The sequence below is a fragment of the Halocynthiibacter namhaensis genome (assembly GCF_000812685.1).
Taxonomy (GTDB): Bacteria; Pseudomonadota; Alphaproteobacteria; order Rhodobacterales; family Rhodobacteraceae; genus Halocynthiibacter; species Halocynthiibacter namhaensis.
Genome location: NZ_JWIF01000063.1, coordinates 66,947 through 82,304, shown reverse-complemented (window position 1 = coordinate 82,304; position 15,358 = coordinate 66,947). Strand labels below are relative to the sequence as shown.

At 53.2% G+C, this 15,358-nt stretch carries 17 protein-coding genes; 7 read left to right on the top strand and 10 right to left on the bottom strand.

Features of this window, described 5'->3' with window-relative positions:
• Positions 1-22: 22 nt before the first annotated feature.
• The 6 genes from RJ38_RS13290 to mbfA form a co-directional block, all read right to left on the bottom strand.
• On the bottom strand, positions 23-484 hold the full coding sequence (locus RJ38_RS13290; RefSeq protein WP_039019360.1) for a YaiI/YqxD family protein: 462 nt from the start codon (positions 482-484) through the stop codon (positions 23-25).
• Entirely contained in the window at positions 481-1,917 is a 1,437-nt protein-coding gene (gene sthA / locus RJ38_RS13285) for a Si-specific NAD(P)(+) transhydrogenase (protein ID WP_039019359.1), read from the bottom strand. The genes RJ38_RS13290 and sthA overlap by 4 nt, the downstream gene beginning before the upstream one ends.
• A gap of 24 nt (positions 1,918-1,941) precedes the next feature.
• On the bottom strand, positions 1,942-2,772 hold the full coding sequence (gene fghA / locus RJ38_RS13280) for an S-formylglutathione hydrolase (RefSeq protein ID WP_039019470.1): 831 nt from the start codon (positions 2,770-2,772) through the stop codon (positions 1,942-1,944).
• 81 nt (positions 2,773-2,853) lie between these two features.
• A complete protein-coding gene (locus RJ38_RS13275; protein WP_052245390.1) occupies positions 2,854-3,579 on the bottom strand; it encodes a nitroreductase family protein in 726 nt (241 codons plus the stop codon).
• 4 nt (positions 3,580-3,583) lie between these two features.
• Positions 3,584-4,510 (bottom strand): AEC family transporter, encoded by a 927-nt coding sequence (locus tag RJ38_RS13270; RefSeq protein ID WP_039019358.1) that lies wholly within the window; start codon positions 4,508-4,510, stop codon positions 3,584-3,586.
• A gap of 135 nt (positions 4,511-4,645) precedes the next feature.
• Entirely contained in the window at positions 4,646-5,623 is a 978-nt protein-coding gene (gene mbfA / locus RJ38_RS13265) for an iron exporter MbfA (protein WP_039019357.1), read from the bottom strand.
• Positions 5,624-5,768: 145 nt separating this feature from the next.
• On the opposite strand from mbfA, the gene RJ38_RS18915 reads away from it, so the two are divergent.
• The 3 genes from RJ38_RS18915 (at position 5,769) to RJ38_RS13255 (ending at position 7,225) form a co-directional block, all read left to right on the top strand.
• Positions 5,769-5,921, top strand: a complete 153-nt coding sequence (locus tag RJ38_RS18915) for a hypothetical protein (protein WP_156121865.1) — start codon at positions 5,769-5,771, stop codon at positions 5,919-5,921.
• 130 nt (positions 5,922-6,051) lie between these two features.
• Entirely contained in the window at positions 6,052-6,675 is a 624-nt protein-coding gene (locus RJ38_RS13260; protein WP_039019356.1) for a TetR/AcrR family transcriptional regulator, read from the top strand.
• Between the two features lie 196 nt (positions 6,676-6,871).
• Positions 6,872-7,225, top strand: coding sequence for a DUF2794 domain-containing protein (locus RJ38_RS13255; protein WP_052245389.1), 354 nt, complete (start codon positions 6,872-6,874; stop codon positions 7,223-7,225).
• Here RJ38_RS13255 and RJ38_RS13250 read toward each other — a convergent pair whose 3' ends face one another.
• The 3 genes from RJ38_RS13250 to RJ38_RS13240 all read right to left on the bottom strand — a co-directional run bounded on the left by RJ38_RS13250 (position 7,226) and on the right by RJ38_RS13240 (position 9,924).
• Complete coding sequence (locus RJ38_RS13250) at positions 7,226-8,050, bottom strand: C40 family peptidase (RefSeq protein ID WP_082005741.1); 825 nt, start codon at positions 8,048-8,050, stop codon at positions 7,226-7,228.
• Between the two features lies 1 nt (position 8,051).
• Positions 8,052-9,434 carry a leucyl aminopeptidase family protein gene (locus tag RJ38_RS13245; RefSeq protein ID WP_039019355.1) on the bottom strand — a complete coding sequence of 461 codons (1,383 nt, stop codon included), beginning with the start codon at positions 9,432-9,434 and terminating at the stop codon, positions 8,052-8,054.
• 112 nt (positions 9,435-9,546) lie between these two features.
• Complete coding sequence (locus tag RJ38_RS13240; protein WP_238321705.1) at positions 9,547-9,924, bottom strand: hypothetical protein; 378 nt, start codon at positions 9,922-9,924, stop codon at positions 9,547-9,549.
• A gap of 166 nt (positions 9,925-10,090) precedes the next feature.
• Between RJ38_RS13240 and RJ38_RS13235 the strand changes: the two genes are divergently transcribed.
• Both RJ38_RS13235 and RJ38_RS13230 read left to right on the top strand, forming a co-directional pair.
• Positions 10,091-10,741: a carbonic anhydrase gene (locus RJ38_RS13235; protein WP_039019354.1), complete on the top strand. Its 651-nt coding sequence runs from the start codon at positions 10,091-10,093 to the stop codon at positions 10,739-10,741.
• Between the two features lie 338 nt (positions 10,742-11,079).
• A complete protein-coding gene (locus tag RJ38_RS13230) occupies positions 11,080-11,538 on the top strand; it encodes a hypothetical protein (RefSeq protein ID WP_156121864.1) in 459 nt (152 codons plus the stop codon).
• A gap of 82 nt (positions 11,539-11,620) precedes the next feature.
• Here the strand turns inward: RJ38_RS13230 and RJ38_RS13225 are convergent, their stop codons facing one another.
• Positions 11,621-12,643, bottom strand: coding sequence for an aspartate-semialdehyde dehydrogenase (locus tag RJ38_RS13225; RefSeq protein WP_039019352.1), 1,023 nt, complete (start codon positions 12,641-12,643; stop codon positions 11,621-11,623).
• Between the two features lie 143 nt (positions 12,644-12,786).
• Between RJ38_RS13225 and RJ38_RS13220 the strand changes: the two genes are divergently transcribed.
• Positions 12,787-13,650: a DMT family transporter gene (locus RJ38_RS13220; protein WP_039019465.1), complete on the top strand. Its 864-nt coding sequence runs from the start codon at positions 12,787-12,789 to the stop codon at positions 13,648-13,650.
• Between the two features lie 348 nt (positions 13,651-13,998).
• Positions 13,999-15,339, top strand: a complete 1,341-nt coding sequence (locus RJ38_RS13215; RefSeq protein WP_039019464.1) for a DEAD/DEAH box helicase — start codon at positions 13,999-14,001, stop codon at positions 15,337-15,339.
• The last annotated feature ends 19 nt before the right edge of the window (positions 15,340-15,358 follow it).

Sequence of the window (15,358 nt, the reverse complement as noted above, 5' to 3'; positions counted from 1 at the left end):
CGTCACCGCGTCCAGCGGGCGGCTAAGCCACGCCGTCCCGCAATGCCCCTCGAATTTCGCGTTCCATGACATCCAAAAACCGCGAACGATCCGCCTTTGAGAACGGTCTGCCGCCGCCCTGCCGGAAGGGATCCGCTTCCCGTAGATCCGCCATAAGATCGCGGGTCGCAAGCTGCTGACCGATGTTGGCTTCTGTGAACATCTCGCCATTATGGCGAATGACACGCGCACCAGAGGCAACGCATTTCGCCGCCAAAGGAATGTCGCCAGTGACAACGACATCACCCTTTTTCGCGCGATCCGCGATCCACATATCGGCAACATCCGGGCCATCGGGCACGATCACAAGTTCCACGAACGGGTTTGCTGAGGGCCGCAAACCGCCATTACAAACAAGCAACATTTTGACCTTGTGGCGGGTCGCGACGCGCTCTGCCTCGGCTTTCACCGGGCAGGCGTCGGCATCGATGTAAATCGCGGTCATTTCTTTTTCGCGGTTTTGGGTTTGGCAGCTTTCTTGAACTCATCCGGGATGGGCATCCGGTTGAAGGCATCAAGACCCGCGATTTTGTATGCCTCAGCCAAGGTCGGATAGTTGAATGTGTTTTCAACGAAATAATCAACTGTGCCATGCAAGTTCAAAACAGCCTGAGCAATGTGGATCAATTCGGTCGCACCTTCGCCAACAATTTGCACACCCAGCAGACGGCGGGTTTTCAAACTGACCAGCATTTTCAACATGCCGTGTTCAAGGCCCATGATATGCCCGCGAGAGGTTTCACGGAAGCGCGCGACGCCAACTTCATAAGGAATTTCGCGTTTCTGCGCTTCTTCCTCAGACATGCCACAGGTGGACATTTCAGGCACAGAATAGATGCCATAGGGGAACCAAGGTGATTCCTTCAGCGTCGGTGTATCAAGCGCGTGGCAAGCGGCAACCCGGCCCTGTTGAAGTGAAGTTGACGCAAGGCTTGGGTGCCCGATCACGTCACCGGTGGCATAGATATGCGGCACGTCGGTTTGGTATGACTTGCGGTCCACTTTGATGCGGCCACGGTGATCAGTCTCAAGACCCGCTGCCTTGAGATTAAGCGCATCTGTCGCGCCCATACGCCCCGCAGAAAACAGCAGCATATCCGCGCGTACATGGCGACCATTATCAAGAGACACCTCAACAAATGTGCCACGATCCTCGACCTTCTCGACCGCCGCGCCAAGGCGCAAATCAACGCCGTTTTCACGAATTTGATGGGTGAATTCGTCGATCAACTGTCGGTCGATGAAATCAAGGAACGTCTCACGCGGTTCAATCAATGTGACCCGGATATCAAGGGCTGAGAACATGGTGGCGTATTCCACGCCAATCACGCCCGCACCGATGACAACAAGGCTGCGTGGCAGGTCATCCATGTCCAGGAATTCATCCCCATCCAACACGGTTTTCCCGTTGAAAGGCACGTAATCAGGGCGGAATGGCCGGGTGCCCGTAGCAATCAGAAACTTATCCGCCGTGAAGGTGCACACTTCGCCCGAAGGCTGTTTGACCGAGATTTCTTTGTCAGACAGGAAATGCGCTTCACCCGTCAACGTATCAACGTGGTTGCGGTTAAACTGATGTTCCAGCACGTCAACTTCATGGTCGATTGTCATGTGCAGGCGGGCTTTTAGGTCAGCCGCACCAATGTCTTCACGGGCACGATAGCTGCGGCCATAAAAGCTGCGTTCGCGCCAACCCGACAAGTTCAAAACAGTCTCACGCAGGGTTTTCGACGGGATGGTTCCCGTATGCGCAGACACGCCACCAAGGCGGGCAAAGCGTTCAACAACCATCACACGGCGCCCAAGTTTACCGGCCTGAATTGCAGCAGATCGCCCAGAAGGGCCGCTGCCGATAACGATCAAATCATAGTGGTTCATAGCTGTAGCCCCCATTTTCCAAGCTTACGCCCAGAGCGCTTCTGCGTGGAAATTTACGTGGTCTTCCATGAAGGAAGCGATGAAGAAATAACTGTGGTCATAGCCTTTTTGCATGCGCAAAATTCCGTTCTGGCGCTTTTGCATCATAGCAGACGCCAAAGCAGCAGGTTTCAGCAGATCAAAGAATTGATCATCCGCCCCTTGATCGATCAGAACCGGGCCGTCAAAGCCCACATCCGCCATCAACAGACTTGCATCATGCTTGGCCCAGGTTGCTTCGTCATCCCCAAGGTAAGCCGAAAATTGCTTGCGGCCCCAATCACTTGCGGTAGGATTCGCAATAGGCGCAAAGGCGGATACCGACCTAAAACGACCCGGCAGGTTCATAGCCAGTGTCAACGCGCCATGCCCCCCCATAGAATGACCCGTGATGGATTGGCGATCCGTATCTACCGCAAAGTTGGCCGCGATCAGGGCCGGCAATTCTTCAGCGATATAATCCCACATTTTGAAATGCGGTGACCATGGTTCCTGGGTGGCGTTAACATAAAAACCCGCCCCTTGGCCAAGATCATAAGCCTCATCATTAGCGACATCTTCGCCGCGCGGAGACGTATCAGGAAAGCAAATTGCAATGCCCTGTTCCGCCGCCCAAGCCTGTGCACCTGCTTTGGTCATGGCGTTTTCATGGGTGCATGTCAGCCCGGACAGAAACCAAAGAATTGGGACCGGGCCGTCTTGCGCCTCCTCGGGTAGGAAGAGTGCAAACGTCATTTCCGTGCCCGTGGCTTTTGATGCGTGACTGTAAACGCCCTGCGTGCCGCCGAAGCATGCATTTTCTGAAACGGTTTTCATTGTGACCCCATCCATGATTATTTTTTAAGTTAACTCTGCATATCAGGCCGCGTGCAAAGCACAAACCCGGTTTGCGTCGCCTTACTTCTTGTTTTCGTCGTTGCCCTGCGTCGGGGCTGGATTCACTGACATGATCTCATCCATTGGCTTCTTCATCTTGGCGACCGCTGGAACGGTGGCATCCTCAGAGGGATGGCCGACAGCGACGATCATAAGAGCTTTCTCCGATGCGGGCCGACCGCACATTTCATTGAGAAATTTCATCGGATTAGGTGTATGCGTCAGACTGGTCAAACCCGCGTGATGCAGAGCCGCCAGCAAGAAACCGGATGCGATTCCGGTGCTTTCAGGAACATAGTAATTTTTGTAACGATGCCCATCGCGTGTCATGCCCCAGCGTTGGGCAAAGATAACAATCAACCACGGCGCTTTGGTCAGATGTGGCTTGCTTTCATCCGTGCCCACGGGTTCAAGCGCTTTCAGCCACTCGTCCCCTGCCCCCCCGGCATAAAATGCTTTTTCCTCTTCCTCGGCGACCTCGCGAATGCGGGCTTTCATGTCTGGATCAGAGATCGCCACGAAATGCCAAGGCTGATGATTGGCACCAGACGGGGCGGTGCCCGCAGCACGAATGCATTCCGCGATCACCGCCTCATCCACGGGCCGGTCAGAATAATCACGCACAGTGTGGCGTTGCGTCATAAACGTGGAAAAGGCCTCGGCTGACGTGATCATTTCTGCGTCCGTCATGGTGGCGCGATCAGGCAGCTCAAGCGCCTCGTATTTAACATCTTCTAGAAAATACATGTACTTACCCCTGTAGAAAAGCAATGGTAAGCGTGACAGTTGCCACACTGATGAGTGTCGAGATCAAGATCGAGGCCGAAACCCGCTGCGGTGCAACCCCATAATGCTGCGCAAGAATGTAAACATTCCCCGCGACTGGTAAAGATGCAGCCGTCACCATGATCATGGCTGGGAAAGCCTCAATTTCGAAGATCCAGAACGCAGCAATGAACACCGCCAATGGATGGACAAACAGCTTAAGGAAAGACAGCCATGCAGCAACGGAAATGCGTTCTGCAGACTTGCCCGCCAAAGATGCCCCGATGGCAAAAAGCGCGCCTGGCGTGGCCGCTGCGCCCAAGATATCGGTGAACTCTTGCACGGGTGCGGGCAGTGACCACCCAAGCGCTGAAACAGCAAGGCCCGCGACAATCGACACGATCATAGGGTTGCGCAAAAGCCCGCCCGCCACTGTTCCCAAAAGCGCCCATTGCATCCGGCCATTGCGGGCCAGTGTGATTAAGATGACGATCAGGCTAGAAAATACGACCATATCAAGCGTTAACACCATCAGGGCTGGGCCCGCTGCAATGGGGCCAAAAAGCGACACCATCAAAGGCACGCCCAAAAACCCGGTATTGCCGATGGTGGCGCATTGAGCCTCTATTGCCGCTTCTTCAAAACCCCGTTTGCGCATTAACGCAACAATGGTCGCAATGGCGTAGACGATGAAACACCCTGTAAGATAGGCAAGCGCAAAGCTGAGATCAAAAATCTCGGTCACAGGTAGGCTGGCCGCAAAGCCAAACAACATGGCCGACAGCGCGAAATAGAAGACGAACTTCGTCAACCAGACCGAGGCTTCTTTTGGGAAAAACCCACTGCGACAAGCGCCATAGCCAAGGCCAATAAGCGCGAAAAACGGCAGGGTTTTCATAAAAATTTCGATCATGGGATAGCGCTAGCATGAAGGATTGGCTTTGCATATCCCACAACACATGTTGTCACGTTGCGTTTGAATAATTGAGGCAAGATGGCAATCCCCATTCATCTTGCCAGAAATACTCCCGCCGGAGGCGTAAAACCTTTAGCCACCTCCAATGAGCACCCCAGCTGCAAATACCAAGGCCCCGCCCAACACCACCTGAAATGCCGCACGCCAGAACGGCGTTTGCATGAATTTGTTTTGGATCCATGCAATCGCCCAAAGCTCAATGAACACAACCAAAATGGCAATACTTGTCGCGGTCCAAAAATCAGCAATCAGATAAGGCAATGCGTGGCCAAGCCCCCCAACGGTTGTCATAATCCCGGAAGCGAAACCACGCTTGATGGGCGAACCCCGGCCCGACAATTCACCGTCGTCTGACGCAGCTTCGGTGAAGCCCATTGAAATTCCCGCTCCAACCGAAGCCGCAAGGCCAACAAGAAAAGTCGTCCATGTGTCACCCGTCGCAAAGGCCACCGCAAAAATCGGGGCCAAAGTGGAAACCGAACCATCCATTAGCCCCGCAAGGCCAGGTTGCACCCACGTGAGAACGAACTGTCGATGGGCGGTACGCGATTCTTCCTCCGAAGCCGAACCAGATAGATGCTGATGTTGCAAAGCGTTTGCGCGCGCTTCATGCCCTGCCTCGGCGGCAGCCAAGTCCGACAACAGCTGACGGGTCGAGGCATCACTGCTGTGCTGTGCGGCCTTGGTGTAGAAATTGGCGGCGTCATGTTCCATTTTGGCGGCTTCCGCACGCATCCGATCTAAGCCAAGGTTTTCAATCAGCCAAATGGGATGGCGCGCGTAAAACCCTGAAACATGCTCACGTCGGATCAAAGGGATAACATCACCGAAACGCTTTTGATGCGACGCAATCAACGCTCTGTGATGATCATCCTCCTCACATGCCATTTCTTCAAACATGTCCGCCGAAGCTGGGAAGTCTGCACGCAGGCGCTGCGCATAAGTCCTATATATTCGCGCATCATCTTCTTCCGAAGAAATCGCAAGCGCTAGAATTTCTTGCTCTGTGAGATCAGCAAACTGACGGCGGTAGGTCATCCCGGGAAACATGGCTTATCCTTTTTAGAATGATTCTAAGTAACCCAATCTCTGAAGAAAACAAATACTGTTTTTTTACTTGCCGCCCTTGATATCTAAACTAAACGGTTTAGATATGGTGAACGAAACAGTTTAGTTCACCAAAGGAAGCATCAAAATGACGTTCATCCGCACAGCACTGACACTCGCACTTGTTGCGACCCTTGCCATTCCTGCCACCGCAAATGCAGGCGGCATTGGAGGCACCTGGTTCCCTACCCTAACTTGGCCAACAGATGCTGAACCCGCAGAGCCTGGCCCAGAAGAGTAACCCCCAGTTCATCCCTGAGGAACCTGGCGGCGGGGGCAACCTTGCCGCCTTTTTTCCCATTATGATAGGTTGTTGAAAGTGAACTGTTCGGTTTATACTGTCGCACAACGCGCTCTCAGCCGGAGAAACCATGCCAGAGACCACCGCAACATCACGCAAAGGCCGTAAGTACGACGATGTACTCAATGGCGCCCAAGTCGTGTTTATGCGAGATGGCTTTGACGGTGCAAGCGTAGACGAAATCGCCCGAGAGGCCGGTGTTTCCAAGGCTACTTTGTACAGCTACTTTCCAGATAAACGTATGTTATTCTTGGAAATTATGCGCATCAAGTGCCAAGAACAAGCCAATGCAGCTTTTTGCGGAAACCTCAAGCAAGCCCCGGCGCGCGAGGCCTTGACCTCGGCTGCGACTATCTTTGTGCGCTTCATTGTTTCCCCGCTGGCTCTCTCTATGCACAACCTCATTCACGGCGAAGCGAAACGCTTCCCTGAATTGGCGCATAAATTCTACAAGATGGGCCCTGAAATGGGGAAAGCCTATTTGATCGAATTGTTCGAAGCCCAGATCGAACGAGGCGAATTAAAGATCGACGACCTGGAATTCGCGGCAGAACAATTCGCGGCCCTATGCAAAGCAGATCTATGGGTAAAGTGTTGTTTGCAAATGGAAGACTCCCCAACAGAAGCCGATATCAAAAAGGTCGTCACCGGAACCGTTGATACCTTTTTGGCCCGCTATGGCTTGCGCCACTGACCCCACGTCCCGGATGCAGCGTTCCGGTGTCGTGACTTGGTGGGGGCAAAAAACGCCGCGACACCGGAAATAGCATCTGCTACGTGATCAATATTCTGGAATATCTCGGCCCTTGAATGGAAATTTGGCGTTATAATTGTGACAAATTTCGGGCAGTTTACTTGCTTTTAGCGAAAACTGGACACAGATTACGGAGATGCACACACCCACTTTGTCATCGCTGTCAGGCCCTCAATCAGCACGCCCCCAGCAGCAGGTCTGCTTTCATCGCACCGAGCTGGCCATCATTTTGTCGCTATATGGTCAGATGGTCGCGGCTGGTGAATGGCGCGATTATGGCATTTCAATGCTGCGCGATTTGGCCGTGTTTTCAGTATACCGGCGCGCTGCAGAAGTCCCAATGTATCGGATCGAAAAACGCCCCAAACTGCGGTTGCAGCAAGGTCAATACTGCGTTGTCGGCATGGATGGGAAAATTCTACGGCGCGGGCATGATCTGAAACAAGTGTTGCGTGTGCTGGAACGCAAATTGATTAGCGCAGTGAAGTGATCACAGACGCACCCGCGATGTGACAGGCCCATCCCCTTGATCTTCAATGCGACGGATTGCTGCATTTATACCCTCAATGGCAACGGCCATCGCGCCTGCATTTGCATGAATCAGCCTGTCCTCGCTCAGAACCAACGCAACATGCCCCTTCCAAAACATAAGATCATTGCGTTTAGGGATGTCACCCATTGGCAAGCCAGGCGCAAGGCCGCGTTCTTGCAGGTCACTGTCGCCAGGAATTTCTCGCCCACAGGCATGAAAAGCAATCTGCACCAACGCGGAACAATCCAGGCCTGATCGACTGTTCCCCCCCCACAAATAAGGCGTGCCAATCAGTGTCTGCGCGACAGAAGCCGGGTCATCAAAGCGGAAATCAATGGGTTCGATATGTTGCTGAGGCACCCAAGATCCCATCTGGGTACGCGCAAAACGCCCCTGAGTTTCTGTCACGCAAAGCTCAGCCCCGAGCGATAAAAGACCCATGTCTTGGGATTTGAAATCAGCCTCAGCATAAAGATGTGTCGCGGGGGCAGTCACCCAATGGGTTGATGCTGCGACAGGGCCAAGCGCCATTTCAGACACGTAACCGCAATAGCCATCACGCTGGCTTTGAATATAGCTAAACCCAGCATGCGTTTCAAAAACACGCATGCTCTGCCCCAAAAGAAGCTGTCGATCACGTGGCCCATCGGGTGCTGCTAGAAGGTCGGTAACGGGCACACAAACGTGCATAAAGGTGCCCTTACTGAACCGGTTGCTGGTCACTTGGTCGCGCAATTCACTGGCCGCAACACGGGGCGTGGCGGGGGTTATTCTGCGGTCCATCTTAAAGGTCCAGAAGGTCAGGCAACGCATCCAAGATGGCGCGCGTGCCCTGGCCGACCCCACCTTTTGGACGCCCGGGTTCTGATGTCGGCTGCCAGCCATACATATCAAAATGAACATATGGCTGATCTTCACTGACAAAGCGTCGCAAGAACAGTGCGGCCGTAATCGATCCTGCAAACCCACCTTTCGGGGCATTATCCAGGTCGGCGATCGCAGGTTCGATCATTGTCTCATAAGGCGCGTGAAACGGCATGCGCCACAGCGGGTCAGCGATTTTTTCGCCTGATTGAAACAGGCTGGTCGCGGCAGCGGAATCATCCGTGTAAAACGGCACCAAATCAGGGCCCACAGCGACACGCGCCGCGCCAGTCAGGGTTGCCATTGAGATGATCAAATCAGGTTTTCGTTCGTCAGCCAAGGTCAATGCATCCGCCAAAACAAGACGGCCTTCGGCGTCGGTATTGTTGATTTCGACGGTCAGGCCCTTGCGAGATGTAAGAACATCTTGGGGGCGGTAACTGTTTGAGGACACAGAATTTTCCACAGCGGGAATCAACACGCGCAAACGCAACTTCAGGTCCAATGCCATGATCATATGCGCAAGACCCAGCACCGCTGCGGATCCGCCCATGTCTTTTTTCATCAAGCCCATTGATCCGCCAGGTTTCAAGTTCAAGCCACCTGTATCAAAACAAACGCCCTTGCCCACCAAGACCAATGTTGGCCCTTCTGCCCCCCAAGTCATATCCAACAGACGCGGCACACGAGACGACGCCCGACCCACGTCATGCAGCATTGGGAGATTTTCAGTCAGTAAATCTTGTCCCGAAATCACCTCAATCGCTGCATCGTGTTGTTCTGCAAGGTCGCGTGCGACGGCTTCAAGTTCCGCCGGGCCCATGTCTGACGAAGGCGTATTAATCAAGTCACGGGTCAGTGCTTCGCCGGTGGCAATCGCTTCGATCTTGGCCGCATCAACGCCATCGGGCGCAACCAGCCGCGCCTTAAGACTGGACTGTGTCTTGTATCGATCAAACCGATAAGAGGCGAGAAGCCAGCCCAACGCAGTTTCTTCCAACATCTCCTGGCTGTGATCGCTGACGATCTGCCATGATCCTTGAGGCAGTTTTTCAACCGCCGCAGCTACATGAAAACGCCCCCGCTTGCGAGATTTCGCATCCCCATACCCAATCACCCCGCCCGCAAGGGTGCCATCCGCATGATGCAACACAAGCGCACTCCCCAACGTCGCAGAAAACCCCGAGGCCACAGCCCAATTCTTTTGCGCAACCGGCAGCGTTTCTAAGAAACCCGTAAGATCTTTAATTTCTACAATATGGAGGGGAAATGCATTGGCGTCGGCACTGAATTGAAGGGACATTGGGTTCTCTCTGACTGGATGACGCCAGAGTGGCCGCCCCAACGTCGACCCGCAAGCTGAAATTTCCCATAGCGACCTATTGCAATGTATTTTCTGGTCCCCTCACATCATCTCACACAGACATATCGCGATAATCCCATACAATTGTAAGTGACTTTTCACCAATGCGCACCATGCGCGCGATGGTGGCGGACCTCGCAACATAGTCATTGAAGTTCAAACAATATTCCGCATCCAATGCCACACGAGACAGGCTGGTCAGCCCAATTTTCCCCGCGATTTCTGCAATACTGCGGGCAGATTGCCGCAACAAATCAGCATCCGCAAACAATTGCACTTCGTGGATGTCCGCCAACCGTGAAGCCAATTCTTCCATCGCACGGCAGATCACGTCTTCTGCACCCGCCTCGCCCAGCTTTACGTATAACTCCGTGATCCGATCTGGATCCATCCCCGGAGCCTCATTCTGGCGTAATGTCGTAACCACCATCTATCCATCACCCTTTTCAAGCACGTGCCCCCACGTATTCGCCAATCTATCTCAGTAATCCCTTCGAAAAGGTTGATAGGTCACAGAATATTTGCTCGAATTCCACACAGATTTCGCTTAGAACGGGTAAAGCTCATCGCTCGGCGATCTATTGAAAGAGGCCCCCATGGAACATGCAAAAACTCTGCCCGCTTATCTAGCTCAGCGTTATCACGGTTGGAAAGCCACGGCCTTTGAAGACAATAAGGCATGGTATCGTCGCTTGGCATCAGAAGGACAGCACCCACGGGCCATGGTCATTTCTTGCTGCGATTCGCGTGTGCACGTCACGTCGATTTTTGGTGCTGAACAGGGCGAATTTTTCATCCATCGCAACATCGCAAATCTGATCCCCCCCTATGCGCCTGATGGTGATCACCACGGTACATCCGCGGCGGTCGAATATGCGGTAAATGCACTGAAAGTCGCCCATATCATCATTCTTGGGCATTCCAGCTGTGGCGGTGTCGCAGGCTGTCACGACATGTGCAACGGCCAAGCCCCAGAGCTGGAAGAGGCAACCAGTTTTGTTGGACGCTGGATGGATATTTTGCGTCCTGGATATGAGCGCGTGAAACACATTGAGGATGAAGCCGAACGCAGAACCGCGCTTGAAAAGGAAGCTGTATTGGTTTCGCTGGAAAACCTTATGGGCTTCCCTTTTGTCGCCGAAGCCGTGAACGCGGGCGACCTGTCCATTCACGGTCTGTGGAATGATATTGGCGTCGGTGGACTTGAATGTTTTGATCCGGCGACCAAGTCCTTCAATCAGGTTTAAGTTGATCAAGATCACGACCCTGCCCATCATTCCAAACGCCTAATTGTCCCTTATCCCATTGTGATTACAGGAATAAGAGAAAAGTTAATCTGGGCAATACCATCAATTCATGGTATTATAACACTCAGCCCCCTCCTGAATTCCCATAATTCCGGGTATCTCAGGAGGGGGCTGTTTTGAGGGTTTTCGGTCTTTAATAATCTTCCGATAACCCGGGAAGGTTATTAAATGGTCGATTATATTACGTTGCACGTTCCAACTATAAAGCCACGAAAATTCGAGGTATGAACGCCAATAACACACACAATTTTGACAAGTACTTGCTGCTGGTTGGCAGGATGAATCACGCATGGGTCAACACCGAAGGCTTGCTGATACATCTTATCGCGGGCCTCTCAAAATCCGACATTGAAACCGCCGCCGCCACTTTTGTTACCTTGCGAACCTCTGATGCGCGCTTGGATTTGGTGCAACGCTTGGCGAGGCTAGACCACACACCCAGCGCCCAACGAGACGACGTTCTTGCGGTTATCACTCGCCTGAAAAAAGCCCGTAAACTGCGCGACCGCTATAGTCATTGCATTTATGACTTTGATCCCAGCGCGAAGATTTCTGAAGCATATTTGACCAAACTTGGGGATCGGACAACCACGTTAAAACCAAAGCCAGCAGAACCCGTCAGCCAAGATGACGCCAAAGGCGTAACGGCCGCAATCAAGACCATACAAGCTATCAACCAAAGCATTTGGACATTGATCCGAGAATATAGATACCCGGCGGCACCCCCAGAAGCCTGACCCGGCGCGGCAAGATGACGATACATTGAAACTGAAAAAGGCCGAACGATTGCCCGGCCTTTTTACATCTATGCAGGCTGGATTAGCCTTTTTTCAGGATCTCACGACCATAAAGTTCCGCAATTTGTACCGCGTTCAGGGCAGCACCCTTACGGAGGTTGTCGGACACGCACCATAGGTTCAGACCGTTTTCAACAGTGCTGTCCTGGCGGATACGGCTGATGAAAGTTGCGAAATCACCGACGCATTCGATCGGGGACACATAACCACCATCTTCGCGTTTATCGATGACCATAACGCCTGGTGCTTCACGCAGGATATCGCGGGCTTCGTCTTCATCCAAGAAATCTTCAAATTCGATGTTCACGGATTCAGAGTGGCCAACAAACACAGGCACGCGCACACAGGTCGCGGTCACTTTGATGGATGGGTCGATGATTTTCTTCGTCTCAACAACCATCTTCCATTCTTCCTTGGTCGACCCATCTTCCATGAAGACGTCGATGTGGGGAATCACGTTGAAAGCGATCTGTTTGGTGAACTTCTTCGGTGGCTTGCTGTCGGTCGGGTTGTAGATGGATTTGGTTTGATCCCAAAGTTCATCAATGGCTTCTTTGCCGCCACCAGACACGGATTGATAGGTGCTGACCACAACGCGTTTGATGCGGGCACGATCATGCAACGGCTTCAACGCCACAACCATTTGGGCTGTGGAACAGTTGGGGTTCGCAATGATCATTTTGTTTTTGTAATCCGCAATCGCCTCTGGGTTTACCTCAGGTACGATCAGCGGGATCTGTGGATCATAACGATACAAAGATGAGTTATCGATCACAAGACAACCTGCCGCTGCCGCTTTGGGCGCGTAGATTTTCGTGGCTTCAGAACCAACCGCAAACAAGGCCATATCCCAACCCGCGAAATCGAAGGTATCAAGGTCCTTGGTCGTGAGTGTGGTATCGCCAAAGCTGACCTCGGATCCGAGGGACCGGCGGCTTGCAAGTGCCACGATCTCATCTACAGGAAACTGGCGTTCAGCCAGAATGTTCAGCATTTCGTGACCCACATTGCCTGTGGCGCCTACGATAGCAACTTTGTACCCCATCACGGGACTCCTCTTTGTTTTACTCATAGCGAGCGAGATGGGTCATAGCGCAAACTCTGCGCGCATGGAAGAGGCGTGTTTATTCGCTTGCTGCGCCATTTGAACACATTATGGTCATTTCGATCAGATCCGAGGACGTGCAGATGGATAATACAAAAGGCAGTCTATTCATGGTGCTGGCGATGGCCTGTTTTGCCATTGAAGACATGTTCCTGAAGAAGGCCACAACATTTATCCCCGTGGGTGAGGCCCTGATTCTGTTTGGGCTGATCGGCGGGGTGATCTTTGCCGCGATGGGGCGCTTGAACGGCGAAGCTTTGATCCACCCGCAATGGCGTTCAAAACCGATGCTCTGGCGCGCGGGATTTGAAATCAGCGGGCGGTTGTTTTTCACATTGGCGATAGCTTTGGCGTCGCTTTCCACAGCGTCGGCGATTTTGCAGGCGACACCTTTGTTTGTGTCTCTCGGCGCGATTGTGATCTTCTCTGAAGTCGTCGGCGCGCGGCGTTGGGTTTCTATGTTGGTTGGCTTTCTGGGCGTTCTGCTGATCCTACGTCCCGGCCCTGAAGGGTTACAGCTGACATCCCTTTTTGCGCTGCTGGGCACGATTGGATTTGCCGGCCGTGATTTGGCCACACGCGCCAGCCCCGCCACCATGACCAATGCACAGCTTGGTGTCAGTGGCTTCACCATGCTGATCATCGCCGGGTGCATCGCCGCACCCTATACGGGTGGTTTTGTGGTGCCCGATGCCGTGACGCTTGCCTGCGTGATTGCGGCTTCTTTGATCGGTGTCATCGCCTATTCTGCCCTGACCAGCGCCATGCGCATGGGCGAAGTCTCCGTTGTATCCCCCTTCCGTTACACACGGTTGATCTTCGCGATGGTCATTGGAATGCTGGTGTTTGGCGAAAACCCGGATGCTTGGACATTGGCGGGCAGCGCCTTGATTGTCGCCAGCGGGGTCTACACCGTGTTGCGCAGCCGCATGGTCAAAACCGCCTAAACACCCCACCATTGACTTTGTCGCGCTGAAGGCGCATACGCCCCCTGTCTTTGCCCGTTGCCGCGTGAGCAGCCGCTGAACAATCAGCAAAAGCAGAGAATATATTCCGAACAGTTCCCAAATCACGCGGGGGTCTGACATATGACGCGCCACAGGCTGGCAGCATATGTAACCGCAACCGCGCGCCATCTTGGCGCAAATGGCATTTCTATTGCTGAAATGTCTCTTTGTTATGGGCCGTTATTGCCCGACATATGAAAGGGTCATCCTTTGACCGACGCAACAGAAAACACGACTGAAGACACAGCTGACAAAGCGCCTGCCACCACAGGCCCACAATTCGCTGACATGGATTTCACACCAAAATTGATGGCTGCGATTTCCGGTGCTGGCTATAAGACGCCGACCCCGATCCAACAAAAAGCCATCCCGTTGATCTTGGAAGGCAATGACATCATCGGTCTTGCGCAAACCGGTACCGGCAAAACCGCCGCCTTTGGTTTGCCCCTGATCAACCGTTTGATGCGCGAACATGGCAAACCCGGCCCCAAGCAAATCAAAGCTTTGATCCTTGCGCCAACCCGTGAGCTGGTAAACCAGATCGCTGAAAACATCACAAGCTACACACAGGGCACGCCAATCCGCGTTGTAACTGTTGTGGGCGGTGTTTCCATCAACAACCAAATCAAAAAGCTTGATAAAGGCACGCATATCTTGGTCGCGACCCCTGGTCGTTTGATCGATTTGATGGATCGCGGCGCCTTGTACCTCGACAGTGCAACTTACCTTGTGCTGGACGAAGCTGACCAAATGCTCGACATGGGTTTCATTCACTCGTTGCGCAAAATTGCACCAAAACTAGGCACACCGCGTCAAACTTTGTTGTTCTCAGCCACCATGCCAAAAACCATGGAAGAGCTGTCAAAAGCGTATCTGACCAACCCAAAACGCGTACAAGTTGCCCCTCCCGGTAAGGCCGCGGATAAAGTGCGTCAGACGCTGCATTACTGCGCGAAAGAAAACAAAACTGAGCTTTTGAAAGATTACCTACGTCGTGACCCAGATGGTCTTTCGTTGGTATTCGCACGTACGAAACATGGTGCTGAGAAACTAAAACGCAGCCTCGAAGAAGATGGCTTCAAAGCATCTTCCATTCACGGCAACAAATCACAAAACCAACGTGACAAAGCGATCCGTGATTTCAAATCCGGCGCGATCCGCATTCTGGTTGCGACCGATGTTGCCGCGCGCGGGATCGATATCCCTGGCGTAAGCCACGTCTATAACTATGAGCTGCCCGAAGTCGCCGACAACTATGTCCACCGCATTGGTCGGACCGCACGTGCGGGCCGTGATGGCGATGCGATTGCGTTTTGTGCAGCGACTGAAATCGCCTATCTACGCGCGATTGAAAAGCTGATGAAAACCGAGATTGAAGTGATCGGTGGCGCACGTCCGCAGGAAGAAAAACCAGAACCACGCGGTGGCCTAGGCAAACATAAACCACATCGCGGTGGCGGTGGCGGCGGACGTCGTCATGGCGGCGGTGGTCACGGTGGTGGCGGTCGTCCAGGCGGCAAACCCGGTGGCGGCGGTCATGTTGGTGGTCGCGGCAACGCTGGAGGTGGCAACCCTGGCGGCGAAAACCGCAAGCCACGCCGCCCCCGTCGCAGCAAACCAGCAGCGTAAATAACAAAAGCCCCGTAGC